General features: G+C 56.0%; 15 protein-coding genes and 2 tRNA genes. 6 read left to right on the top strand and 11 right to left on the bottom strand.

What is annotated here, in order from left to right:
- Positions 1–81 precede the first annotated feature (81 nt).
- On the top strand, positions 82–495 hold the full coding sequence (locus EJ361_RS07400) for a VOC family protein (RefSeq protein ID WP_126244853.1): 414 nt from the start codon (positions 82–84) through the stop codon (positions 493–495).
- 151 nt (positions 496–646) lie between these two features.
- Here EJ361_RS07400 and EJ361_RS07395 read toward each other — a convergent pair whose 3' ends face one another.
- From EJ361_RS07395 to EJ361_RS07385, 3 genes are all read right to left on the bottom strand, one after another.
- On the bottom strand, positions 647–2,488 hold the full coding sequence (locus EJ361_RS07395; protein ID WP_126244852.1) for a hypothetical protein: 1,842 nt from the start codon (positions 2,486–2,488) through the stop codon (positions 647–649).
- A 118-nt stretch (positions 2,489–2,606) separates the two neighbouring features.
- Positions 2,607–2,681: transfer RNA gene (locus EJ361_RS07390), tRNA-Pro, on the bottom strand.
- 39 nt (positions 2,682–2,720) lie between these two features.
- Positions 2,721–2,809, bottom strand: a tRNA-Ser gene (locus EJ361_RS07385).
- Positions 2,810–2,899: 90 nt separating this feature from the next.
- Between EJ361_RS07385 and EJ361_RS07380 the strand changes: the two genes are divergently transcribed.
- On the top strand, positions 2,900–3,544 hold the full coding sequence (locus EJ361_RS07380; RefSeq protein ID WP_126244851.1) for a LysE family translocator: 645 nt from the start codon (positions 2,900–2,902) through the stop codon (positions 3,542–3,544).
- Positions 3,545–3,590: 46 nt separating this feature from the next.
- On the opposite strand, the gene EJ361_RS07375 is transcribed toward EJ361_RS07380, so the two are convergent.
- Together EJ361_RS07375 and EJ361_RS07370 are read right to left on the bottom strand one after the other, a co-directional pair.
- Positions 3,591–5,396 carry an alpha-L-fucosidase gene (locus EJ361_RS07375; RefSeq protein ID WP_240646572.1) on the bottom strand — a complete coding sequence of 602 codons (1,806 nt, stop codon included), beginning with the start codon at positions 5,394–5,396 and terminating at the stop codon, positions 3,591–3,593.
- 499 nt (positions 5,397–5,895) lie between these two features.
- Positions 5,896–7,932, bottom strand: coding sequence for a M13 family metallopeptidase (locus EJ361_RS07370; RefSeq protein WP_126244850.1), 2,037 nt, complete (start codon positions 7,930–7,932; stop codon positions 5,896–5,898).
- A 229-nt stretch (positions 7,933–8,161) separates the two neighbouring features.
- Here EJ361_RS07370 and EJ361_RS07365 point away from each other — a divergent pair, with 229 nt between their 5' ends.
- Both EJ361_RS07365 and EJ361_RS07360 read left to right on the top strand, forming a co-directional pair.
- The gene (locus EJ361_RS07365) at positions 8,162–8,572 is read left to right on the top strand and encodes a hypothetical protein (RefSeq protein ID WP_126244849.1); all 411 of its coding nucleotides are present in this window, start codon (positions 8,162–8,164) and stop codon (positions 8,570–8,572) included.
- Between the two features lie 12 nt (positions 8,573–8,584).
- Positions 8,585–9,844: a replication-associated recombination protein A gene (locus EJ361_RS07360; RefSeq protein ID WP_126244848.1), complete on the top strand. Its 1,260-nt coding sequence runs from the start codon at positions 8,585–8,587 to the stop codon at positions 9,842–9,844.
- Here EJ361_RS07360 and pbpC read toward each other — a convergent pair.
- From pbpC to EJ361_RS07345, 3 genes are read right to left on the bottom strand one after another with little or no spacing between them, the layout of a single operon-like run.
- Complete coding sequence (pbpC, locus tag EJ361_RS07355; protein ID WP_126244847.1) at positions 9,838–12,228, bottom strand: penicillin-binding protein 1C; 2,391 nt, start codon at positions 12,226–12,228, stop codon at positions 9,838–9,840. The two genes, EJ361_RS07360 and pbpC, sit on opposite strands and share 7 nt — an antisense overlap.
- 57 nt (positions 12,229–12,285) lie before the next feature.
- Positions 12,286–17,847 carry an alpha-2-macroglobulin family protein gene (locus EJ361_RS07350; protein WP_126244846.1) on the bottom strand — a complete coding sequence of 1,854 codons (5,562 nt, stop codon included), beginning with the start codon at positions 17,845–17,847 and terminating at the stop codon, positions 12,286–12,288.
- Positions 17,848–17,885: 38 nt separating this feature from the next.
- Positions 17,886–19,373: an ATP-binding cassette domain-containing protein gene (locus tag EJ361_RS07345; RefSeq protein ID WP_126244845.1), complete on the bottom strand. Its 1,488-nt coding sequence runs from the start codon at positions 19,371–19,373 to the stop codon at positions 17,886–17,888.
- A gap of 98 nt (positions 19,374–19,471) precedes the next feature.
- On the opposite strand from EJ361_RS07345, the gene EJ361_RS07340 reads away from it, so the two are divergent.
- Positions 19,472–19,918 carry a GNAT family N-acetyltransferase gene (locus EJ361_RS07340; protein WP_126244844.1) on the top strand — a complete coding sequence of 149 codons (447 nt, stop codon included), beginning with the start codon at positions 19,472–19,474 and terminating at the stop codon, positions 19,916–19,918.
- A gap of 19 nt (positions 19,919–19,937) precedes the next feature.
- Entirely contained in the window at positions 19,938–21,101 is a 1,164-nt protein-coding gene (locus tag EJ361_RS25565) for an SMI1/KNR4 family protein (protein ID WP_164714122.1), read from the top strand.
- A 392-nt stretch (positions 21,102–21,493) separates the two neighbouring features.
- On the opposite strand, the gene EJ361_RS07325 is transcribed toward EJ361_RS25565, so the two are convergent.
- The 3 genes from EJ361_RS07325 to uvrA are packed head-to-tail and all read right to left on the bottom strand — an operon-like array spanning position 21,494 to position 25,575.
- Positions 21,494–22,231, bottom strand: coding sequence for a DUF6048 family protein (locus tag EJ361_RS07325; protein ID WP_126244843.1), 738 nt, complete (start codon positions 22,229–22,231; stop codon positions 21,494–21,496).
- A complete protein-coding gene (locus EJ361_RS07320) occupies positions 22,203–22,673 on the bottom strand; it encodes a DUF6452 family protein (protein ID WP_126244842.1) in 471 nt (156 codons plus the stop codon). Before EJ361_RS07320 ends, EJ361_RS07325 begins: the two co-directional genes overlap by 29 nt.
- 25 nt (positions 22,674–22,698) lie before the next feature.
- Entirely contained in the window at positions 22,699–25,575 is a 2,877-nt protein-coding gene (gene uvrA, locus EJ361_RS07315) for an excinuclease ABC subunit UvrA (protein WP_126244841.1), read from the bottom strand.
- Positions 25,576–25,872 lie beyond the last annotated feature (297 nt).

Here is a 25,872-nt window from a genome sequence, read left to right as displayed (position 1 = left end):
AATACCTAAAACAAGGTAAAGTTGTATATGGGCAAAATGGCTGGCAGCATATTTGCATCATAACCATCAAAACCTGACTTTATGCAAAAACCGACAAAAATCGATGCGGAAACCAACGTCATCACCTGGTTCGAAATCCCCGTCTCCAATACCCCGCGGGCCAAAAAATTCTACGAAACCATACTCGATATCGAGATGCGGACGGTACAGGCCGGAGACGATGAAGAGCTGACCTTCTTCCCTTCAGACCCGAACGTAGTGCAAGCCACATCCGGCCGCGTTACGGGCGTGCTCACCAAATCGCCGCAGGCCAAACCCGGCGAAGACGGCACCCTCATCTACCTCAACGCCTACCCGGAGATACAATCCGTGCTGAACCGGGTAGTGCCCGCCGGCGGATCGATCGTTACGCCCAGGCACCTCATCAAAGCGGGATACATCGCGGTGATCAGGGATACGGAAGGCAACCGGATCGGGCTGCATGCGGAACATTAATAATGCTCGATATGAAAAATTTTATCCAGCATATCAACCCGCAGCAGCTGCGCCACAACCCCGCGTTTTAGCAGGCGGTGGTGGCGCAGGATAAAGGTTGCGGGATGAATTGGATTTGCCGCGAAAAATCGCGTAAAACGGAAAATATTTTTTATTTGCCTGTCAGCTCGAAGGTGGCGGTCACTTCCACATACTCCATCGGTTTGGTACCGGGCTCCTTGCTGATTTTAGACCGCAATCTGCCGCGGATGATCCCCTTGTTGAAATCCAAAACGTCCACTTCTATCTTTCCCGGTTCATACAGCCCCCAGGTCATTAAATACCGGAAATGTAGCGGGGTACCGATGTCTAGCAAGTATGCATTATGCGTACCTGCGGAAAGGGAAGTAAAGGTGGCATAAAAACGATATCTCCTCGTAGTGGCCGTTGTAACGAGGCCGGTCGTCCATTTCTGTGCGGCCGGGTCAATAAACTGTTTCAGTTCGATCGTTTCCGTTGCGTCGGTCAGCGTATGCGTCTCGCCTTCTATGGTGAAAGTGATTTTTCCTTTGAGGACCCTATCCCTGGCGGTGCACACTTCGGCATCAGGGATTTTCGTAACGCCGCCCTTCACGGGATGAAGCGGCAGGAACGCCGTTGCATGACCGGATTCCTTATCTGTAATTTGATATTCAAATGCTTCGCTGCCCGAACACATGGGCAATTCAATAGCAAATTGCCCGTTTTCAAAGGGAATGGTTTGGGAATATCCTGCACCCTTTATAGTGATCTCACCTTTTTTAACCGGCTGCTTGTCACAATCGACGGCTTTCCCTTCGATTTTCCCGAAATTGGAATTCGATACGTTCAGCCGAATCACCTGCCCGTTCGCGGATTGCAGCGGACCAACGGTTGCAGTATACAAAACCGTTCCGCAGTTATCGCGCAGCACCACTTCGCAAGGGATACCCCGGGGAAGGTACGTTGCCGCTTCGCCGTTGCTGTTGGTGAATACTTCGTGCGACCATTGAGCGCCTTGCCTGCGGCCGTCTTTCCTTTTATAGGTAACGGAATAATACGCCAACGCATTTCCGTTCTGCTGTACGAACTGCTGTTTTGAAAACACCGGCGGCGCCTCGTCTGCCACGCAGCTGAAGCCCGCTTTCGGAACGTCGTACACATAACGGTCGTCTTTCTTCACGGCCGTTCCGATTTCTTTCCACAAGCCTTCCTTCAGTTCATACATCCAGGCGGTAGCGTTGTTGGGAGCGGTAGCCCTGGCGGCTTCGGGGATCAGGACGTGCATGGTGACCAACTTCCCTTTCACGACGTCTACCGTATCTATGCTCGTTTCATCCCGCAGGAGCGTGTGTACCATCACGTATGGATGCAGTACCATCATCTCCTTCTTTGCGTTTACCCCACGCATATCGCCCGGCTGCCGCGCTTCCAGGCCAGGAATGCCGGCTTCCCACCACCTGTAGTAGAATCTCGGATATATCGGCCCCAGGGCGTTTTTGGTATAATTCCAGAAAGACTGGTCGCCGTGTGTGATTGCCACGTGCTTCGGGTAGACCGGCAGGGTGGTCCCGGAGGTACCGATGAGGTTTCCGAGCAGGTAGTTCATTATCTGCTTGCGGAAAAAATGTCCTTTATCCTGTTGCAGGATCAGCGGAACGGAAACGGGGACCGCGGACGACGATTCCATGACGATGAGGGTTGCGTCTTCCCGTAAGGCCGGCTCGTTGACGGTGAAGATGCCGTTGCCGTCCGTCCACCCATAATTAAACCAGGGAGCGTTGGGATAGATGCCGAAAACTTCAAATCCCCTATGATCTACGGGCGCTCCGGTGACGTCGGAAACCAGTTGCCCGGTGATGGTTGCGGGAAGCTTCCGGCCACGGTCAGGGGGAGAAACAGGTGAGCCGGGCAGTTCCGCAGACTTTTCCTGGCAGGCGAAAAATGTTACGATGCAAAGCAGCGGCAAAACCAGGTGAGTGAGATAACGAAACATGATTTCTACGGGTTGGGGAGTTAATAAAAGCCGGAAACAAAAAAGCCAACTATCCGCTGGATAATTGGCTTTTCAAGAAATATGTTGAATTTGACTGCGAAAGGCAAATTCAAACTTGTCGGGATGGCAAGATTCGAACTTGCGACCTCCTGCTCCCAAAGCAGGCGCGATAACCGGGCTACGCTACATCCCGAGCCTTCAAACACTCTCCAGTCAAATCTGGTTGAGTTTGCGGTGAGGGAGGGATTCGAACCCTCGGTACAGTTTGACCCGTACGCCGGTTTAGCAAACCGGTCCTTTCGGCCTCTCAGGCACCTCACCGTTCCCTTGCGGGGTTGCAAAAATAGGAATAATTTAGAATTTTCCAAACAGAGAATGAATTAAGCGTAAATTTATTGTAAACCTGAATCCATGCCCGACGCAACCATCCTCCTGGCGTTCATCACCGCCGCCGTCATTTTGCTCATCATCCCCGGCCCTGCCGTATTGTATGTCATCACGCGGAGTACGGAGCAGGGCACCAAGGCCGGGCTCGTTTCCGTTTGCGGCATCCAGGCCGGCACGCTCGTGCATGCGGCCGCCGCATCGCTCGGGGTTTCTGCCCTGCTGATGGCTTCCGCCATGGCATTCTCCCTGCTGAAATATCTCGGCGCCGCCTATCTGGTGTACCTCGGCGTTAAAAAGATCGCCGATGCCCGGAAACAGTCTACCCGGCCGGAAGCCCCTCCGCCGCAGCCGCTGTCCGCCATTTTCTGGCAAGGCATGATCGTGAACGTCCTCAATCCCAAATGCGCCCTGTTCTTTTTCGCCTTCCTCCCGCAATTCGTTCGCCCGGAAAACGGGAACGTGGCGCTGCAGGTTTTGTTCTTCGGACTGCTGTTCACTTTCCTGGCATTCCTGACAGACGGCTCCTACGCCCTCGCCGCCGGCCGCCTCGGCAAATACATGAAACAAAACGCCTGGTACCGCCGCTTGGAAGCCTACATCTCCGGGATCATCTACATTTCCCTCGGCCTCCTTACCGTCGTGTTCCATCCGCAAACTTCGAAGAAGTAAACTCCCGTAAAAAAAACGGCCGGTACTGCAACCGGCCGGTGAAATATTATCGTAACGGTTCCACTTTCACCTGTTTCAACCGGAACAGCTCGTTCCCCGGTGCATCCGGCCGGATGCGGAGGCTCCACTCGCCGGGAGATTTCACACTCACCACCGCGATCGTCTGGTCGATGAACAGCAGCGGTTTGTGGGAATCGTATTTCCCCGTCAGCAACACCTGGAACCGAAAATCCTGCTGCGCGCCGCCATCCGGTTGCATTTCCACGATACCTTCCCGCTTTACGTGCGATGTATCCGCGGCATATTGCAAAGTGATCTTGTAATCGCCCGGTTCGGTGAACCGCAGGCGGTAGCTGATGCTGTCTTCCGGACGGCGCATACCGGCCGCGCAAACCGCGTGTTTCCAGTCGCCGAAGTAATAACTGTGTGTAAACCGTTCCACTTCCGCAGCGCCATGCACCGCCGCGCGTTCCGCCGGCAATGCGATGCTTTCGTACTGCGCGCCGGCCACCAGCGGGATGGCATGCCTTTCTTCCAGCGCGCCGCTATAATCCAGCACGATCACGGAATTGCGCGCATCGGGCAGCGAAGCGGGCAATGTGAGCCACACGTCTTCTCCGGATTGTTTGAAGGCAATGGGCTTGCCCCCGTCGAGCAGCCGGGCTTTGCCGGCTTTACCGGTGAACGCGGGCAGGAGGATTTTCCCGTTATGCGGCCGGTTGAACACGTGGAGGTACAGTTTCCCGGGGCGGCTCGTCATCACGCCCCAGGGCTGCTCCGCGATGGGAGCGTACGTGGAACCGTAAATCGCTTCGCCGTTCTTTTGCAGCCAACGGCCCGTTTCGCGGAAATATTGTTCCGAGGGCCCGGGAATCTTCCCTGTTCCATCTGGCCCGATGTTCATCATAAGGTTCCCGCCTTTCGACGCCACTTCCGCCAGCAGGCGGATGATCTCGCGGGGAGATTTGAAGTTCTGGTCGAAGCTGGAATACCCCCAACTGTCGTTATGCGTGAAAATAGCTTCCCACGCGCCTTTCACCACACCGGGCGGCACTTCGCCGTCGCCGAAATCCTTGAAATCGCCCAGGCCATTGCCTACGCGGCTGCTCACCAGGCAATTGGGTTGCAGACGATGCACTTTTTCCATGAACTCCGCAGATTCTTCTTTGCTCATATTCCCCGGCGTATCGAACCAGATGATGCCCAGTTCGCCGTAATTGCTCAACAGCTCGGTGATCTGCGGCAGTGATTTATTGCGGTAATAAGATGCGTAGTCTTTGGTTTTGTTATCGAAGTCCCAGCCATTGCCGCCGCCGTTGGGCTCGTGCCAGTCCTGGAACTGCGAATAATAAAATCCAAGCTTGATGCCGGCTTTTTTGCAGGCGGCGGCCAGCTCTTTTAAAGGATCGCGTTTGAAGGAAGTGGCGTCTGCGATATCGAAATCCGAATATTTGGAATCGAACATGGCGAAGCCATCGTGGTGCTTGGACGTGATAACGATGTATTTCACACCTGCCGCCTTGGCGATGTTCACCCATTCTTCCGCGTTGAATCCGGAGGGATTGAATCCTTTCGCCAGTTGTGCATATTCGTTGGCGGGAGTTTTATCCCGATGCATGATCCATTCCGTGATACCGTAATACCGTTTTCCGCGGATTTCTCCGCCGAAGTGCGAATAAGGCCCCCAGTGCAGGAAGAGCCCGAATTTGGCTTCGGTGAACCATTTCGTCCTGGCGCTTTTCCCCGCTTCGGCGTTCTTCCCCCACAATTCGCCGGGCTGCTGCGCCGAAGCGCCCATCGATCCCATCGCCAACGCGGCCACCATCGCCGCTTTCTTCAGGTCCGTTTTCATATCCGTAGAATTTACTGCAAGTATAACAAAGCCTGCGCCCCGCGTTTACAGTTAATTGCCGGTTACTGATAGTATTTGCACGCCGGAAAAATACGTTCCCCCCGGTCGGGAACATACTCTCGAAAGCGATTAACAATAACTAAAAACGGGAAAAGGTTAAGACCGTTGGCGCCGGCACAGGTAGTACGGGAACCTGCACCGGCCTCCAGGGGGTAATGGGGTTACAACGGTGGACAGGCCGATGGTCTTGGCAAATGGGCTACAGACCAATGAATTCCATCACAAATGTCTCGAATTCCAGATAGTCAGGAAAGCGTATTAATACCGAAAATCCGGAGCGTAGAACTACGCACCGCGTGTTAACTATCTGACCTCACATACGGGATATCCATCAATATTTTGACATAATTAATCTTCAGATGCATAATCATCGTTAAAATACCATGAAAAACGGCCAGGATTCGATCCTGGCCGTTGATGCAATCATGATAAATTCGGACTACCAGATCACGACACGCTGTGCGGGAGGCAACGTCATGGCATCGCCTTCGCTGCAATTCCAGGCATGCTGGAATTCTGCCAGGTGCGGCATGGGCCCGTTCACACGGAACTTGGCCGGGCTATGCGGATCGGTTTGGATCTGGTTGCGCAATGCGGCATCGGTGATGTTCATATGCCAAACCTGCCCCCAGCCGAGGAAGAAACGCTGCTGCCAGCTAAAACCATCGATGGGTGCGGGTTCCGCTTTCCCTTCGAAAGATTTTTTCAATGCGTAGTAAGCCAGCGTGAGCCCGCCGAGGTCAGCGATGTTTTCGCCGATGGTCAGCTCACCATTGATCTTGAAGCCAGGCAAGGCTTCCAGCTTGCCGAAGTAATCGATGTAACGTTTCGCCAGTCCGTCGAAATTCTTACGGTCGGCTTCCGTCCACCAGTTCTGCAAATTACCTTCTGCGTCGAACTGCGAGCCCTGGTCGTCGAAACCATGTGTGAACTCGTGGCCGATCACGGCGATGATACCGCCGTAGTTGATGGCATCGTCTGCATCGGGATTGAAGAACGGCGGCTGCAGGATGCCTGCGGGGAACACCACTTCGTTGTTCAGCGGGTTGTAGTACGCGTTCACGGTCTGCGGCGTCATGAGCCATTCGGATTTATCCACCGGCTTGCCGATCTTTTTGATCGTTTCGTCGTGCTTGAACTGCGTGGCATGGATGATGTTTTCCACCAGTTTGCCGCGCTGGATATCGATCGAGGAGTAATCTTTCCAGTTGTCGGGATATCCAATCTTATAGGTGAAGGCTTTCAGTTTCTTGTGGGCCATCTGCTTGGTTTCCGGGCTCATCCAGGTGAGCTGGTCGATGCGTTCGCCATACACGGTGCGCACGTTTTCGATCATCTCGGACACTTTCTGTTTGCTGGACCCGGGAAAATATTGCTTCACGAAAAGCTTGCCCAGCGGCATTCCCAGCACCCCGTCGGTAGAGCGGATGGCGCGGTCGATGCGGGGGCGCTGCATTTTCCGGCCGGTCATCACCGTGGCGAAGAACCGGAAATTCTCGTCATCGAACTGCTTCGGCAGATATCCCGCGAAAGTGCTCAGCAGCTGGAACTTCGTCCATGTTTTGAGCGTAGACAGCGGTGTGGATTGCAGGAGTTTGGCGCCATTGGCGATGTATTCCTTGTTTTGCAGCACGAGCGTATCGGTCCTGATCTGCTGCACGGCCGTAAACCCGCCCCAGTCGAATTCCGGCGCGAGGGTATGGAGCTCCCTGAAAGCGATTTTGTTATAGGTTTTCACCGGGTCGCGGAGCTGCACGTTGGTGAGCTGCAGCAGGGCGAGTTTCGTTTCGAAAGCGAGGATCGTCTGCCCGGGGTCTTTTTCCGGGAAACCCGCGAGGGCGAACATTTTGTTGATGTGGCCCACGAATTCCTTGCGGACGTTCCGGGTGCTTTCATCGGTACGTTCGTAATAGGAGCGTTCGCCGAGGCTGAGGCCGTCCTGCCCGCCGTATACCGCGTTCACTTTACTGTCTTTCATATCCGCGTCCACGCCAAACCCGGCCCAGGTGCTCACGCCGATGTTCTGGAGCTCGCCCACAACGATGGCCCAATCGGCCAGTGACTTGATATTGTCGATACGGCCGAACCATTTGGCGAGCGGCGTGATGCCGCGTTTTTCGATGGTGACGGTATCGAGGAAAGAGGCGTAGTAATCGGCGATCTGTTGTTCTTCCGTTCCTTTGGCGAGGCCGGTGCGGCTGGCGATGGCCTGGATAATACCTTTCAGGCGGACTTCCTTGTTTTCCTTATCAAGGATACCGCCGGCGCCCCAGCGGCTCTCGGTGCCGGGGATAGGGTTGTTTTTCTTCCAGCCGTTGTTGACGAATCCGTCGAAATCGTGGCAGGGTTTGATATTTCGGTCGATGGAAGAATTATCGAATGCCGGCACTTTCTGGGCGGCAACGGGCCCCGCGGCCGACAGGGCCAGGAGTATCCCGGCCGTCATGTGCCTGGCGGAGGTGTTGATAAATAGCATATGCTTGCAGATTTAGATGGATAAATTTATCGAAGTTCCGGCACTTACGGCGCGTCGTTTGTGTTAAAAGGTAAATTCGTAGGTTTGCAGAGACTAAAAAAAGTGCAAAGGGATGAATCTTCTGTTCGGACTATTTCGGTTTTTGACCTGGGGCAACCTGATTTCAGTGAGCCTGCTAGCGGTTTTCGTGTTGATTTCTGCATTGTTCAGCCCGTCGATACCGGCGTTGATGATGATATTGATGTATGCCACCACGTTCATGCATAATTACTATTGTCTGCGGCTGCAGCGCACGTTGCGGCAGCCGGGAGCCCCGCTGGCGGAGGGTTTCCCCAAGCAGATCATCATCCTGAGCGTACTGGCGTTCATTTACGCCATGTATTTCGTGTCTATGCTCATCCAACTGAACCGCCTGGAACCGTCGGAACTGGACAAACTGTTCCCCCTGGGCGAAATCCCAAAAGACACCGGCTACACGCGGCAAGACGTGCTGGGCGCCATGATGCGGATCATCAATTTCCTGTTCGGCATCCACGCCGCCGCCATCGCGGCAAACTGCGTGCTGTCCAGCTTTTTCCTCAATAAATGGAAGAAAGACCGCGAGCAGGCCGAGAACAACGAACATTTCTTCGACGTATAATTAAAAAGAACCATGCGCGCACCATTGGCAGAAAGACTCCGACCTGAAACGCTGGACGACCTCGTAGGCCAGGATCATCTGACCGGCGAAGGCAGCATTCTCCGGAAAGCCATCGCCGCCGGCAAGATACCTTCCATGATCCTGTGGGGGCCGCCGGGCGTGGGCAAAACCACCATCGCCAATATCATCGCGCATACGCTGCAGGTCCCTTTTTATACGCTGAGCGCCATTTCATCGGGCGTGAAAGACATCCGCGAGGTGATCGATCTCGCCAAAAGCCGCCATGCGGTGTTGTTTATCGATGAAATCCACCGGTTCAACAAATCGCAGCAGGATGCTTTGCTGGGCGCCGTGGAAAAAGGGATCATCACCCTCATCGGCGCCACCACCGAAAACCCGTCGTTCGAAGTGAATGCGGCCCTGCTCTCGCGAAGCCAGGTGTATGTGCTGAAGCCCCTCGGCCCGGAAGAGCTCGGCAAACTCCTCCGCATCGCCATGGAAAAAGATGCCTGGCTCGCTTCCAAAACGATCGAACTGCAGGAAACCGAAGCCCTCTTCAATATCTCCGGCGGCGACGCCCGCAAGCTGCTCAACCTTTTCGAACTGGTGGTAGACACGCTGCAGGAAGATTCGCCCATCGTTATCAATAACGAAAAAGTGATGGACATCGCGCAGCAGCGCGTGGCCATTTACGATAAGTCGGGTGAACAGCATTACGACATCATTTCCGCCTTCATCAAATCCATCCGCGGCAGCGATCCCAATGGCGCCGTGTACTGGCTCGCGCGGATGCTCGCCGGCGGCGAAGACATCAAGTTCATCGCCCGCCGACTGGTAATTCTAGCATCCGAAGATATCGGCAACGCCAATCCCAACGCGCTTTTGCTGGCAACCAGCTGCTTCCAGGCCGTGGCCATGATCGGCAATCCGGAATCACGGATCATCCTGTCGCAATGCGCCACTTACCTGGCTTCCTCTCCCAAAAGCAACGCGTCCTACATGGCCATCGGCGCAGCGCAGAGCGTGGTGGGCCAAACGGGCGACCTCCCCGTTCCCCTGCATATCCGCAACGCGCCCACCAAACTCATGAAGCAGCATGGCTACGGCAAGGGCTACCGTTATTCGCACGACTTCGATAACAACTTCTCCGAACAGGAATACCTGCCAGACGCCATCGCCGGCACGCGGTTCTATGATCCGGGAAGAAACGCCCGGGAAGACGAGCTCCGCCGTTACCTGAAAGCCTTGTGGAAAGAAAAATACAATTACTGATCCTTCGACTTGTCGAGAATCTCGAAGTCTAACCGGATCTGCTCCCCTTCCTCATCCACGATCGTCAGCATGTGCTTGCCCGCTTTCGGGCGGAACGACAGCTGGTGGAAATCCTTTGTTTCGCCGACGAATTCCTCGTCGAGGTGCCAGAAGATTTTGGCGTTGGGATGGCGGTGCGTGGCTTTGAACACGGTTTCGCCCAGCGCGCCGTCGATCTCCACGGGCACGTAAATGCGGGCGTGGGGCCGGGGATAGATGAGCTCCATCGCGCGGGCCCGGTCTTCGGCGGCGCAGCCGGGGAGATACGGCGGAAGGGGCTCGTAGGCGTGCGTGGCGCGATAGAAATATTCCATGGCGGGCGGCAGCACGAACCAGGGCTTGTGCTGCATCCGGTCTGGCTGCTCGCAATCGGCCGTAACGCGGTATTTGCCCGATGCGTCGAGGTGGATGAGTTGATGGTAGGGGCATACGGCCGAGCGAAGCCCTGCCTGCGGTACGGGCAGCGAATCGCGCTCGGTGCAATATTCTCCGGCCCGGTACCCGCTCTGCCGGCACACGGCGATGGTTTTGAGATGGTCTGCCGGCACGGTGAACGGCGCGGAATTCGGCAATAACCTGAAAATATCGAACATCAAAGGCGCCGCGGCGGAAACGCCCGTCAATCCCGGACGGCCTTCACCGTCGGCATTGCCCGTCCACACCGCCACTACGAACTGCGGCGTAACCCCGATCGCCCATCCATCCCTGAAACCGAAGCTGGTACCCGTTTTCCACGCAATCCGCTTCGACGATGCGAACGCCTGCCAAAGCATTTCTTCACCCGGGCGCATCACTTCTTCCATGGCGTTGAAAGTATACCAGATGGCGCCCGCGTCCAGCAGCCCGAATCGCGTAAGGCCGTAGCGGCCCGGCTTTCCGTCGGTAGCGCGGTACATGGGCGGATGATAGTCGTCCTGATCGTATTTGCCGCTGTAATGGTCCTGGTGCAGCAGCGTGCGCGCCAAGCTGGCATATACACCGGCCAGTTCCCACAGCGTGGTTTCCCCGCCGCCGAGGATCATCGACAAACCGTAGTGTGTGGCGGGTTTGCGCATGGTGGTAATGCCGAGTTGCCGCATGAGGTTGAGGAATCGGTCGCTGCGGTATTGCTGTAAAGTTTTGACGGCGGGAATGTTGAGCGACCGTGCCAGTGCGCGGGATGCGGGAACGCCGCCGTCGTAATGCTGGTCGAAGTTTTGAGGTGTGTACCCGGCGATGTGCGTGGGCACATCGGGCAGCAGCGTATTGGGCAGCATGAGGCCATCGTTCAGCATGCCGGCGTAGAGCAGCGGCTTGAGGGTGCTCCCGGGGCTGCGCGGCGCCTGGATGATGTCTACGTACGATTCCAACTCGGGGTTTTCGGGGTGATAGACGTTGCCGACGTAAGCGAGGGCTTGGCCGGACTCGACGTCGAGCACGAGGGCGGCGGCGTTATTGATGCCGTTGGCTTTCAGCTGGAGGTGGTGCCGGTTCACGATGTCTATGACGTTCTGCTGAAGGTCTCCGGTGATGGTGGTTTTCAGCCGCGTGCTGCCGGATTCGCCTTTCAGGCGGTACTCCTGGCGGAAGCGGCTCAGCAGGTGCGGCGCCAGCTCGGGCAATGGATGGGGCTTGTCGGGAAGGGGCTCCACACTAGCCAGCGCGCAGGTCGTACTGTCGATGGTACCATTGCGCCAAAGCCTTTGCAGCAGCGCGTTCCGTTTCTCCAACAGGCGCTGGCGGTTCCTGCCCGGGTGTATCAGGGCAGGACTATTCGGCAATACCGCGAGCGTGGCCGTTTCCGCCCACGACAACTGGTCCGGCTTACGCCCGTAATACCGCCACGACGCAGCTTCCAATCCCACCACGTTTCCGCCGAAAGGCGCATTCCCGGCATACAAACCCAGAATGGCCTCTTTCGAATACCGGAACTCCAGCCGCGTGGCCATCGCCATTTCCACGAGCTTCTGCCAGATGGTGCGCGGCTTGTTGCGGTACAGGCGGATCACCTGCATGGTGATGGTGCTCGCACCGCTCACTACTTTTCCCCCGCCAATATTCTGTTTCAACGCCCGGAAAGTAGCGCCGGGATCGATCCCCCAATGCCAGTAAAATCTTTTGTCTTCATACGCCACAATGCATTTGGCGAACTTCTCCGGCACGGATTTATCCGCCGGGAACCGCCACTGCCCGTCTTTGGCGATGGCAGCGCTCATCAGGTCGCCCTTCTCGTCTTCGATCACGAAAGAAGTAGGCGCAGTAAACAATTGCCGCGGCAGCAGGAAATAGTATCCCACCAGCAGCAGCGCCGCTATCGATAACCGCCATCTTCTCCGGTATGCCCAGGCCTTCAGTCGCGTCCACATAAGGAAAGAAAGGCCGGCGCTGTTACCCGCGCCGGCCCTGTTATATCGTTTAGAAAATTACTTCACTACTTCTACCCACTTGCCCGGCACAAATGCGTGTATCGTATTGTCGTACATCGCTTCGGCGCCCGTGGCGGGCAGATAGTACCGCCCGAGGTACGCCGCGTTCAGCAGCACCTGGTAGGTAACGGTTTTGCCTTCTTCCAGATTGAAATAGGTATACACCCGGTCGTCGCGGATATCGCGGTAGGTGTAGGGCGACATGCGTAATGTACTGTCGTTGCCCATCAACCGGGTATTGATGATCTCCCAGCCCGAGGGGAACACCTGTGTAAGCGCCAGTTGCTCGTAGAAACCGCGTTTGCCTGGGTTGCGGATGGTGACGGTAGCCACGAAGTCCGTTCCCTGTTTCATCTGTTCTATGTTCACCGGTTTGCCGGTGCGGGTGTTGTAATCCACGCTCATCGACATCACGTCCGGCTGGTTCTCGGCATAAGGGTTCTGCCCCGCTTCCGGCTGTCCGCGAAGGATCAGGCGGGCGTAGAGCACGTTCTGGCCATTATTCCGCATCGTTACGCTGTTCGTTCCTTTAAACGCTACCGGTAACTGCGACAGGTAGGATTCCGAATTAATCATCCCGCCCGCACCGTTCAAGCTATAGGAGAAACTCATCTTGCTGCCCTTGTTCGTTCCGCAGAATTTCGCCACGGCGATGAGCGAGTAGGCAGTGGTCTGGGTGCTGTACCATTGTTCTTTCCCCAGTTCGGCGGCTACTTCTTTGAGCAGGCCCAGTGCGGTATTGCGCTGGCCGAGGATGGTCAGTGTTTCGAGGATCATGGCCTTATCGCGCAGATCGGACCCGAAAGTTCCGCCCAGCTGCGTGTAGGGCGGTACCGTTACTGGCAGGCCGCGCACCAGCGAATTGGCGACTTCCGCCTGGCCGGCGAGTTTATACGCCGCGGCGAGCCGCCATTTGGCAGGGGCCGAGAGGTACTGGAATTCGCGGAGACGGTTCATGGCGCCCAGTTCCGGCGTGCGGGAAAGTGCCAGCAGGTACAGGCGGTATGCCTGCACGAGATCGCCGCCGGCAAAGTTGTAAGAGCTCGGCGCCCAGCTGATGGCTTTGTTGCGCTGGTATTTCCGCCAAGCGTCCAGGAATCCCGGGGGCAGGGCGTATCCCTTCTCCTGCGCTTCGAGCATGAAGTGGCCGGCGTAGTTGGTCCCCCACTCATCTGCATTGCCCGAACCCGGCCAGTACGACAGTCCGCCGTCGGTAGTCTGGAACCCTTTCAACCGGTTGATGCCGGCCTTGATATTACGGTCTACATCCGCTTTCTGCTTGTCGCTCAAATCCATAATGGTGCCGAGCGATAATTGCGGGAACACGCCGGAAGTGGTTTGCTCCACGCAGCCGTGAGGGTACTGGATGAGGAATTTCAATCGTTTTTCGAGGTTGAGCGCGGGAATGGTAGACACTTCCAGCACACCGGTATTGGTGCCGGCCATGCCCACCGGCGAGAACGGTGCGCTCCAGCTGCCGCCGGGCTCCAGCGTTTTGTCGATCACATTGGTCATGAACGGATTGGGATTGCGCACATCCAGTTCCACGTTTTCTTCCGCCCTTTCCTTACCGCTGGTGGCTACTACCTTGAATTTACCGATGCCTACGAGGTTGCGGATCTTCACGTCGAAATATACCAGCTGCTCACCGGGTTTCGGGAAGCTGACGGTTTTGGTAGCTTCGCCCACCACTTCGAAATACGGGTTAGACGTGAGGGTCACGCTGGCCTGTTTCACATGCGGTTCCAGACCGAAGACGGTCACCGGCAGCTGGATCGTTTCCCCGGGGCCCAGCACGCGCGGCGCGGTGGCCAGCAGCATGAGGGGCTTCTTCACGGCGGCCACTTTATCGGCACTGCCGTACGCTCCATCCTGCCCTGCTACCACCATGGCTTTTACGGAACCGATGTATGGCGGCAGCTGGAAATGATGTGTTTGCTGCTCTCCTTTCTTCAAATAAAACGGCCCCATGAATTTCACGACGGGCCTGAACCGGTTGGCCTTGGCCTGGCTGGCGCCGCGGTTGAGGCCTTCGTCACCACCGATGCTCAGTATCCTTTCCAGGTCGCCGCCCCATGCGCCGATCACGTAGTCGAACAAATCCCAGGTTTTCACGCCGAGGGCTTCGCGGGAATAGAATACGCCGTGCGCGTCGGGGGTTTTGAAGCGGGTGAGGTCGAGCAGGCCTTCGTCCACGATGGCTACCGTATAGGTCATCGGCTTGCCGCCGGCTTCGGAAACGGTGATGGATGCGGCAGACTCGGGGCGCAACGTTGCCGGCAGGGAAATTTGCGGTTTGAGGACCGTATTCGGATCTTCCACCAGCACGGGAATCGTTCCGTACATGCGGATGGGCAGGTCGTTCACGGTTTGCGCGTGCGGCTGCAGCAGGCTTACGTTCACATAAATATTCGGCGCCATGCTCGGCTCGGCCCTGAATTTATAAACGGTCTGCCCTTTTTCGGTACTGATCCAGTCGGTCTTGAGCACTTTACTGCCCGATTCGATGCTGATCAGTCCGCGGCCGCCTTCGCTGCTGGGGATGGTGATCGTCACATCTTCGCCTACGCTGTATTTCGTTTTGCTGGCGGTGAACACGAGCATGGAAGCTTCCGTCGGGTTTTCCTTCTGCATCCGTTCTTCGTAATTCGGCCAGTCGATGTATACGGATTGACCGGTGATGTGCCCGCTTTCGAGGTCTTTCACACGGATGAGGTACCGGCCCCAGCTGGGCTGCCGCACCAGGAGGTTCCAGCTGCCTTTGCCGTTCTGGAGCGTAACCTGGTCGGTGGAAATGAGTTGGTTATAGTTGTCGTTGGTGAAATTGCTGATATCGTCGTCGCTTTCATCCCACCACCAGCGCCAGCGGATTTTGTAAAGTTGCACTTCCACTTTCCTGCTACCGCCGATGTACCGGCCGCTGGCGTCTACGTTCACGATGCTGACGGAGTGTGTTTTATCGGTGACGAGCATGCCGGTCAGGCTGTTCCCCGTCGGCGCGCTCACGCCCACGTACGAGTCGAACACGTGATAGGGCATGGAGAAATGGTCGATACTGAAATCGCCGCCGGGCTCGAACACTTTCACTTCGAAATTGGCTCTGAGCACGCCGGGCGCGCGTTCCCCGACGGGAATGCTGGCAGATACCGGCGCGGAGCCTTCCTCGTTGAGGCTCGATTCGAAAATGGTTTTGTTCTCGGTGGAGAAAGATTCGGTGGGGTCGTCGAAATGGTAACCATCGAGTTTCGGGAACGTGGTGCGCGATGAAGTGAGCGACACGTCCACTTTGGCTTTGAGGCTTTGCGCCGGCGCGCCGAAGAGCCATGCCGCGGTGAGGGTCCCTTTGGGCTGATGGTCTTTCACCAGCGATGCCTGTCCGCCGAAATCGAGTTTCACCTTGAGGCGGTTGGGCTTCACGGTTTCGATGCGGATGTTGCGCCTGAATTCCGCGCCGCCCACTTTCACCTTGGCGAGCCAGCTACCCGTGGGCGCATCGGCATCGGTGAGCGTGTTGAAATTATAGAATCCGTTGAGGGAAATATGTTGATTGATGCGTTTGTACAGTTGTCCTTTCGGGTTGTACAGTTCCAAAGTTACCGGGTGGTTTTCGGGGAGCTTGTTGTCTTTGTCTTCCAGGAGGAAGGTCAGGAACAGGGAATCCCCCGGTCGCCAAACCCCTCTTTCCCCATACAAAAACCCTTTCATCCCGTGCTGCACCTGTTCCCCCTTTACGTCGAAGCGGCTCAGGGGCAGCGAGGAACCGTCGTCCAGCTTCAGGTAGCCACGCTCGTTTTCGCGTTTGGCTACGAGGAGGTAGGGCTTTTTCTTCAGTTCGAACTTCGCGAAACCGTCGCCGTCACTTTTCGTGGTGAACACCACCTGGTTTTGATAGTCGAGCAGACTGATATCCACGCCAGACATGGGTTTCGCGTCACGGATATCCGTTACGGCCACTACCATGCTGTTATCGTTCCCGCGTTTGGCGATGATGCCGATGTTGGAAGCGACGATGTTGCGCGAAGCCCAGCGTTCGTAATGGTAGTAACTGTTTCGGCAGGGATTGTCGCGGTCGTCCCAGCTGTACCCGTAGGGATAATAATCGTCGTACCGGCGCCAGAACGCGTCGTCTTCGTCTATCCCGTCTTCCCCGTAATATTCCCTTTCGCTTTCCTCGCCGTCTTCATCCGCAGCTTCGTCGTCACCTTTGCAGGAGTACAATGCGTACGCTTTCCGGAACCCGATCCTAACGCGGTAAATGGCGCCCGGCTCGGCTTTGATGATCTGTTCCAGGTCGAGGTTAAAACGGTTGCGGTGGCGGAGGTTGAGGGATTTGTCGGTATCGAGGCGGATGGTTTTTTCCACCACGGGCGCCGCCACGCGGCGCAGCTCGTTATCCCCGTTGAGGGTGTTGCGCTGGAGGTATTGAGGGATGTTGCTTTCGTATATTTTCAGTACCGTCACGTCTACGGCGGTCAATCCCACGGCTTCGAACGGCATGACCAGTTTCCCGCTTTGCGGCATGATCACGCCTTTTCCGGGAATGGAAACGGAAGGCATTCTATTTTCGAAATTCACGCTGCCGGTAAAGGCTTTGCCGAGGCGGTCCTCAAAAGCGCTCAGTACGCCTTCGTTCACGACCACGGTGTAATTCCCTTCCAGGCGGCCCGGTGCGAAAACTTTCACTTCACTGCCTTCGACGGTATATTTCAGGTCGGATTGTCCGCTGATGGTGATGAGGCCTTCCAGCGCCTGTGTGGGCAGGAGCGGGCAGGAGAACTGGATGAGCACATGTTCTTCGGGTTCATAGCGAGGCTGAATGTCGAGCACCTTAAAATCCCCGATGGCCGGCACTTCCACTTCGCGGCTGTCTTTCACGCCGGATTTGATGGGCGCTCCGTCCCACAGGATGTGGAGCCTGGCCGCTACGGATTTCCGGATGATGTTGCCGATGGTGAAGCGATAGGTTCGGTTGGCAACGTCGTGCTGCCAGCTCATGGTGGTTTTCGCGCCTTCGTATTGTACGGTCACGAGTTTTTCGATGGCCTGTACGTCTTCCGCGTCGGAAGTCCGCACCACGCCGGTGAACTGCATTTTCTCGCGGCTGTTGCCGGCGGTTTTAAGGCCCAGGAGCTCCACTTCGAAGGAAGGCTTGATGACTTCGAACCCGAATTCGAAGACTTTGAACTGCGAGGGAACGGCCATTACTTTCCCGAGCCTGAACTTGCCGGTGTAGCGTTTTCCGGGCTCGAGGTTCTTGTCTGGCCTGAATTCCAGCGTGGTAGCGTCTATCCAGAAAGCCTTCCCGGAGATAGCGGGGGAGAACGAGAATACGTCTTCCTCCACCGGTTCGTTGACGGCGTGGGTCACGTTCACGTCGCCGGCCAGCTGGATGCGGATGGCGCTTTGTTTGGAAATGATGCCAGACGTGTAGGCGTCGATGTAGCGGGCGAAAGCGGGGTCCACTTCTTTTGCTTTCGTTCCGCATCCTGCCTGGAATAACGCTGCGGCAAATACGGTTAACAGACAGGCCAGGGGCAGTAGCCGTTTGGTCGGATGCATAATGTAGGAGGTTTTTGAATGGACTAAAGGTATCGGATTTATATCATTTTCCCGCTGCGGATGCGCAAAAAGCGGTTCACGGGTGCGGGCAGCTCTTCTTCATAATGCGTAACGTAAATCATGGTCACGTCCATATGTTCGCAGAGCATTTCTATGATTTTTTTGAAGTGATTTCGCTGATGGTCGTCCAAACCCTGGGTAGGTTCGTCGAAGATGAGCAGCGGCGGATTTTTGACGAGGGCGCGGGCCAGCAGTACGAGCCGCTGGATGCCGGCGGGCACGTTCTTGAAAAGCTCCCCGGCATAATTCGCACTTTCCAGTACCTGCAGCCATTTCCCGGCGGTTTCCAGTTGTTCGGGGGTGGCGGGGCGCATGTAGCCGATGGTGTCATAGAACCCCGAGGCGGCAACTTGCAGGCAGGTGGCGTCGGATTTGAAATACTGGTGCAGTTCGGGGGATACGAAACCGATCTTCCGTTTGATGTCCCAGATGCTTTCCCCGCTGCCTCTTTTGCGGTCGAACAGGACGATGCGGTTGGCATACGACTGTGGGTTATCGGCCGTGATGAGGCTGAGGAGCGTGCTTTTTCCGGAACCGTTCGGTCCGAGTAGCGCCCATTTCTCGCCGGGGCGGACGTGCCAGCCGATGCCATCGAGGATAACGTTCTCACCATATTTCACATGGATGTTCTCCATTTGCACGATCGAGGTGAAATCGTATTTCGGGGCGGATTCGGTGAGAGATGCAACGAGCCCCGCGTCCATGGCGGTTGCGGCGGATTCCGGGGCTTCCGGGCGGTATTGCGCCAGGTATTCGGCGCGCGTCCAGGAGCCGGCGATGCGGCCACCGTCGAGTTCGAGGACGTGGGTGATGGCGGAGGGGATTTCCTGCGGGGTGGTAACGAGCACCACGGCCACGCCCGACGCGGCCAGGTGGTCTACGATGCCGTGGAAGGCCTGGCGGGTGGCTACATCGAGGCCGATGAAGGGATTATCGAGCAGCAGGAGCTCCGGCTGGCGCAGGAGCGCCCGGGCGATCATGACCCGGCGGGTTTCGCCGTTGGAGAGTTTGATGAGCTCTTTTTGGCGAAGGGGCCCGATGTTGAGGGGCGCCAGCAGGGGGGCGTCCGAGCGGTTTTCGAGGTATTCGTCGACCGTAGGTGCGTCTTCGGCGTCCATCGAGTTGAAACGCTGCTGGTAATAAAAATCCGGCATGTTCGATTTGTTCCTGAAATCGTTGTGATGCCCTACCATGGCTACGAGGCGGCGATAATTAAAGTAAGGGTCGTCTACGGGGTGCGTCTCCCGGTAGCGTTCATAAAAATAATGTCGGATACTCCCGCCGATCACATTATTTTTGCCGATAATTGTGTGAAGGAGGCTGGTCTTACCGGCCCCGCTCCTGCCAACTATCGCCCAGTGCTCACCGGTGTTGACATGCCAGGTGAATTCCTTCAGAAGGGTGTATTGCTGGTTACGGACCGTGATACGGTCCATCGACAGGAATGGGAGAGAATGGCTGCTCATGTTCGAAAAGGCTGTATGGTTTCCGGGGGCCAATTTCGGCACTCTATCCCTGAAATCAAACCCCCAAACGTGAAAAATTATCAAAAAAGGGTATAATAATGGATATAAGGTGGGAAATCAAGTCGTTCGAAGCGTTGAGCAACGAAGAATTGTACCAGGTGCTGCGGCTGCGGAACGAAGTGTTCGTGGTGGAGCAGCAGTGTGCCTACCAGGATGCCGACAACTACGACCAGCGGGCTTTCCACGTTATGGGCAGCACGGATGCCGGATTGGCAGCCTATACCCGGATATTTGCGCCCGGCATCAAGTTTGACGTGGCATCCATAGGCCGGGTGGTCACAGCTTCGTTTGCGAGAAATCATGGTTTCGGGCGGGAGCTGATGAACGTTTCGATTGCTGCGGTGCAGGAGAAATGGGGAAATATCGCTATTAAGATCAGTGCACAGCAATATTTACAGAAATTTTATGAATCTTTGGGGTTCGTACAGTGTAGTGATACGTATTTGGAGGATAATATCCCCCACATTGAAATGATTAGAGCATAATTATATATAAATTCAAAAAATGACGCCACTTGAACAGCTGCGTAAAATGCTGGACGAGCAGTATTATACGCAACAGAAAGAGGAATACTCGGTAGAATTGTTCCCCGGGCTTTCCGAAGACGAAATAGACGACATCGGCAATCAATTGCGCACCAATTATATCCCGGACGAGATCAGGGAACTCCTGGCCTTTTCCAGCGGTTTCCTCTTTTACGGCCTGGACGCCATTACTTTCGATGCGGTAAATGAATTCGAGATCCCGAACCTGATCCCCCGTTCTATCCGTATCGCCGGCGACGGCTACGGCAACAGCTGGGTGGTGGACGTGGATGCCGAGGGCGACTGGGGCAGCGTGTTCTACGTTGGCCATTCTCCCGCTGTGATCGTGAAGCAGGCGGATTCCCTCACGGGTTTCCTCGAACAGCTGCACGAATACGGTAAAGACCCGCGCAAATCGAACATCGGCCTGGTACACGAGATCGTCGTGAACGACATCTGGAACCGGGAAGACGGGCTGATTGGCCGCGACGATGCCAGTTATTCCGAAGATGCCGAACTGTCTGACTTCGCGCGCCGCCTGCCCCATTACTATATGCTGGGCGATCTGCGCTTCAGCGAAGTGGGCTCCGGTTTCGCCTGGGGCAAGTTCAGCACCGATCCCCGCGGTATTATCCGTTTCAAGGAAGGATATCTCTGGGGCATCGAGAAGAAAACTCCCCGGCCCGGTGGCTTCGGCGGAGGCGGTGGTCGCTTCGGCGGCGGTGGCGGCGGTCGTTTCGGCGGCGGCGGCAACCGTGGCGGCGGTGGCTACGGCGGCGGTAATCGTGGTGGCGGCGGCTATGGCGGCGGTGGAAACCGTGGCGGCGGCGGCGGTTACGGCGGCAATCGTGGCGGCGGTGGCGGCTATGATCGCGGCGGCGGCGGTTACGATCGCGGTGGAGACCGCGGTGGTTACGGCGGCGGCGGAGATCGTGGCGGTTATGGCGGCGGTGGCGACCGTGGCGGATATGACCGCGGCGGCGGATACGATCGCGGTGGTGATCGCGGCGGATACTCCGGCGGCGGTGACCGTGGCGGTTATGATCGCGGTGGCGACCGTGGCGGCTTCGACAGAGGTGGAGACCGCGGCGGGTACGACCGTGATAAAGGTAACAGCGGTGAAGAACGCGACTTTAACAGATAATATCGCTAAGGCATATATGCAAATCCCCGGTCCGTCGGACCGGGGATTTTTTATGCGAACCCCTATTCCGCAAACGGAAGCCTCTCCAAACCCAATCCCCCATTATTCAATCTTCCAACCCTCAAATCCATCCCACACCTGCCCCATCCACGTCATCCATAAAAAGCAACCTCATCTTCCTTTCAATCATAAATCCCTCAAATCCATCCGTCCCCCGCTCCATCCACGACATCCAATAAGGCAACTGCTTCCCCATTCAATCAGCATTCCCGCAATTATGCCTCCCCTTTCTCCAGCCAACCTAATTCAGCATTTCCCATCAACATAAAAATTGCCAAAAAAAGTCCCCGGCTGACCAGCAACCGGGGACGTATAACTTTCGTTCCGACTTATCAGGGAAGGCTCATTTTCTGCTTCACTTTCCACATTGGCAGCAAATAAGAGACCGTGTACTGCATATCAAACACATTGCCCTTGTTGCCTTTGCCGAAACCCGGGATCACCATCGGCGGATAATCTCCTTTCGATATTTTCTTCGTCAGCAGCAACCGGTCCTGGATGCTCCATCCGAGGTAAAAATTCTTCAATACTTCCACTTTCATCCCTACCGACACCTCGATCCAGTGGGCGGTTTTGGTGGATGATGCCAGGCTGCCCCGGAAATCTCCCCAGTAACTGCCGGGCACTTCGTAATTCGGCAATTCGTAATTGAACAGCGCAAATCCGTATTTCATCCCGGCGAACAGCATGAAATTCTCCTTCGGCACCTGCTTTTTCAACAGGTTGTAATTCACACCGAGCGAGATCGCCATGCCGTTGCCTTTGTAATTGTACAAGGTATCGGAATGCGAAGTTCGGTTCCAGGAAATATCCGATGCAAAGAAAATACGGTCGCGGTAACGGGCGTCGAGGGTAATGGTGGCGTCTGTGCGATAGGGTTGGAAAAAGTGCATCGCAATGCGCGAAAGGTCCGTACCGATACGCAGCCCTGCCGGCACTTCCACCACCAGGGCCTTCGCGGAATCCTTCTTTTTGTCCTGCGGGGCGGCAGCACCTTTGTCCTGCGCAACGGCACAGCAGGCGATCAGCAGGAAGCAGGCGCTAAAAATGGAGGATAATGTGAATTTCATTAATCGTTGTTATGTTTTTGGCGTTGAGCTGCACGGATTTAACGACATGCTTCGTAGACCAGGCGGAGTCGATGTTGAAATACATCACCACGCCGCACCCGGCAGACACGAAGTGCGGCTGGCGTTTGTACGCGAAGGTGAGCGTATCGGCCTTCGCCGTACTGTCTGACTGAAAATAGAACCGGCTCGTATCGTTATGCAGATCGAGCGGCAATTGCATGCCGCTGAGGCCGGTACGCTTCCGGATCAGGCTGTCTTTGTTCAGGGCAAACACCGTTACCTTGGGCAGCACGGTATCTTTATTCTGGGAGGGATTGCCGGGAACGGGATAGCGGAAACGGATGTTGGCAAAGGTACGCGTATCCTGATCGCACACCTTGGTATCGTCGTCGCACGCGGAAAGTGCCGCCATGCAACAAAGAAACAGGAACAGATATTTCATATAACGGGCTGTTGGCATGGTTCGCCTATTGCTTGAGTTCTTTCTTCAAAAATAAGGCGGTATGGCTTTCCTTGCATTTGCTCACTTCTTCCGGGGTTCCGGTGGCGAGGATGCGCCCGCCGCCTTCGCCGCCTTCGGGGCCGAGGTCTACCACATAATCCGCCACTTTCACCACATCGAGGTTATGCTCGATGACGAGCACGGTATTGCCCCGGTCTACCAGTTTGTTCAACACGTTGAGCAGCAGCTGGATATCCTGGAAATGGAGGCCCGTGGTGGGCTCGTCGAGGATATAAATGGTTTTGCCGGTATCCTTTTTCGACAGTTCGGTCGCCACTTTCACACGCTGCGCCTCGCCTCCCGAAAGGGTTACGGCCGATTGCCCCAGGGTGATGTATCCCAGGCCCACGTCTTGCAGGGTCTTCACTTTGCGATGAAGGTACGGCACGGCCTGGAAGAATTCCACGGCTTCCTCGACGGTCATGTCCAGCACATCGCTGATGGATTTGCCTTTATAGCGGATTTCGAGGGTTTCGCGGTTATAACGGCGGCCGTTACATTTTTCGCAATGCACGTACACATCCGGCAAAAAGTTCATTTCGATCACCCGAACGCCTGCGCCTTCGCAAACGTCGCAGCGGCCGCCTTTCACGTTGAAGGAGAAACGGCCGGCGTTGTACCCGCGGATCTTGGCTTCGGGCACCGCGGCAAAAAGCTGCCTGATCTCAGTGAAGAATCCGCAATACGTGGCCGGATTGCTGCGCGGAGTGCGCCCGATGGGCGACTGGTCGATCTCGATCACCTTGTCCAGTTCCTCCAGCCCTTTCACGCTTTTATACGGCATGGGCGTCAGTTTGGAGTTGTAGGCGTGGCGGGAAAGGATCGGGTATAGCGTTTCGTTGATGAGCGTGGATTTGCCGCTGCCAGAAACGCCGGTCACGCAGATGAACGTTCCGAGCGGCAGTTTGATGCCGACATTCTTGAGGTTGTTGCCGGATGCGCCTTTCAGTTCCAGGAACTTCCCATTGCCTTTGCGGCGCTCTTTGGGCACGGCGATTTCGTGTATCCCGTTCAGATATCCCGCCGTGGCGGTTTTCAGCTTCAGCATTTCGGCCGGTGTGCCCTGGGCTACCACCTGGCCGCCGTGCAGGCCTGCACCCGGACCGATATCGATCAGGTGGTCTGCATGGAGCATGATGTCTTTATCGTGTTCCACCACCAGCACCGAGTTCCCCATTTCCTTGAGGTTGCGCAGTGCGTCGATGAGGCGCATATTGTCTCGCTGATGCAGCCCGATGCTGGGCTCGTCGAGGATATAAGTGATGCCCATGAGCTGCGATCCGATCTGCGTGGCCAGGCGGATACGCTGGCTTTCGCCGCCGGACAGCGTGCGGGTAGGACGGTTGAGCGTGAGGTACGTGAGGCCCACGTCCAGCAGGAAGCCGAGCCGTTCGCGGATTTCCTTCAGCACGTCTTTGGCGATCACGTTCTGCTTGTTGCTCAGGCGTTTTTCGATATCGCTGAACCAAACTGCCAGGCTGGCGAGGTTCAGTTCACCGAGCTCGGAAATATTTTTCCTGTCCACCCTGAACATGAGGCTTTCCTTCTTGAGGCGGGTGCCGTTGCATTCCGGGCAAGCCGAAAGCTGCATGAAGCCTTCGGCCCAGTTGCGCACGTAGTCGGAAGAGGTATCGTTGAAATACCGGCGTACCATATTTACCACGCCTTCGTATTCCGTGGCGTAGGGTTCCGGGGCACCGTTTTCCTCGAATCCCATGTCCACTTCCAGTTTGCCGTTCTCGTCACCGAAAAGGAGCACGTTGAGGGCGTTTTCCGGGATTTTTTCAATGGGTGCGGAAAGGGAGAATTTATATTTTTTGGCGAGTTGCTGTACCTGCTTGAATGTGAAAGTGTCGCGCGCTTCGCCGAGGGGCACGAGGCCGCCCTCGTTGATGGATTTGCTGCGGTCGGGCAGCACATCGTCCATATTGATCTGGTAAATGGTGCCGAGGCCTTTGCAGCGGGGGCAGGCGCCGTAGGGCGAGTTGAAGGAGAAGGTGTTGGGCGATGGTTCTTCGTAGGAAATGCCCGTGTCTTCACACATCAGCTGCCGGCTGTACTGGGAAAGTTTGCCGGAATCGTGGTCCATGACGAACATGAGCCCTTTGCCCAGCTGGAGCGCTTTCTGGACGCTCTGGCTGATGCGGACGCGGGCATCGTCCTGCACCTGGATGCGGTCTATCACCAGTTCGATATCATGGATCTTGTACCGGTCTACCTGCATTCTTTCTTTGAGGTCCATCACTTCCCCGTCTACCCGTACTTTAACGAATCCCTGTTTGCGGACCTGTTCGAAAAGCTCGCGGTAATGGCCTTTACGGCCACGGACGAGGGGGGCGAGGATGACCAGTTTCTTTTTCGGGAAATGGGAAAAAATGTGCGCCATGATCTCTTCTTCGGAGAAGCGGGTCATGCGCTTGCCGGTGTTATAGGAGAAGGCTTCGCTGGCGCGGGCGTAGAGCAGGCGCAGGAAGTCGTATATCTCGGTGATGGTGCCGACGGTGGAACGGGGGTTCTTGTTGGTCGTTTTCTGCTCGATGGAAATAACGGGGGAAAGGCCGGTGATTTTGTCTACGTCCGGGCGTTCCATATCGCCAATAAACTGGCGGGCGTAGGCCCCGAAGCTTTCCATATAGCGGCGCTGACCTTCGGCGTAAATAGTGTCGAACGCCAGCGACGATTTGCCGCTGCCGCTGATGCCTGTAATTACGACCAGACTGTTTTTCGGAATACGGATATCCAGGTTTTTCAGGTTATGTTCCCTGGCGCCGTAAACTTCGATCATTTCATCGCTGTGCACGATGGGAGCCGGTTGTTCCGTTGTTTTTTGCTTTTTTGCCATATTAGATCCCGAACGCAAATTGAGGGTATAAAACTACGCATTTACCAAGGGATGGAAAAATCCGAGTTTCCCCAATTATATAATGAAAAAATAAATATCAATAAATCAAATATGAGAAGGGCTGCAGACTACTGGTCGGCTTGCCGGTCCATTTTATGCATCTCTTTCGGATGAATGCTGTTAACCCGAATCCCGGATCTCTACATACCCTGCAGGCATGCGGCCAACCCGACCCTGCATCCAGGTCCCAACCGGTGGGCGGGCGCCTGGAATATGCCTCGAACATCGTGCAACTGC

Origin of the sequence: Chitinophaga rhizosphaerae (assembly GCF_003958645.1) — a bacterium.
Lineage (GTDB): Bacteria > Bacteroidota > Bacteroidia > Chitinophagales > Chitinophagaceae > Chitinophaga > Chitinophaga rhizosphaerae.
This window is presented reverse-complemented; position numbering and strand designations above follow the sequence as displayed.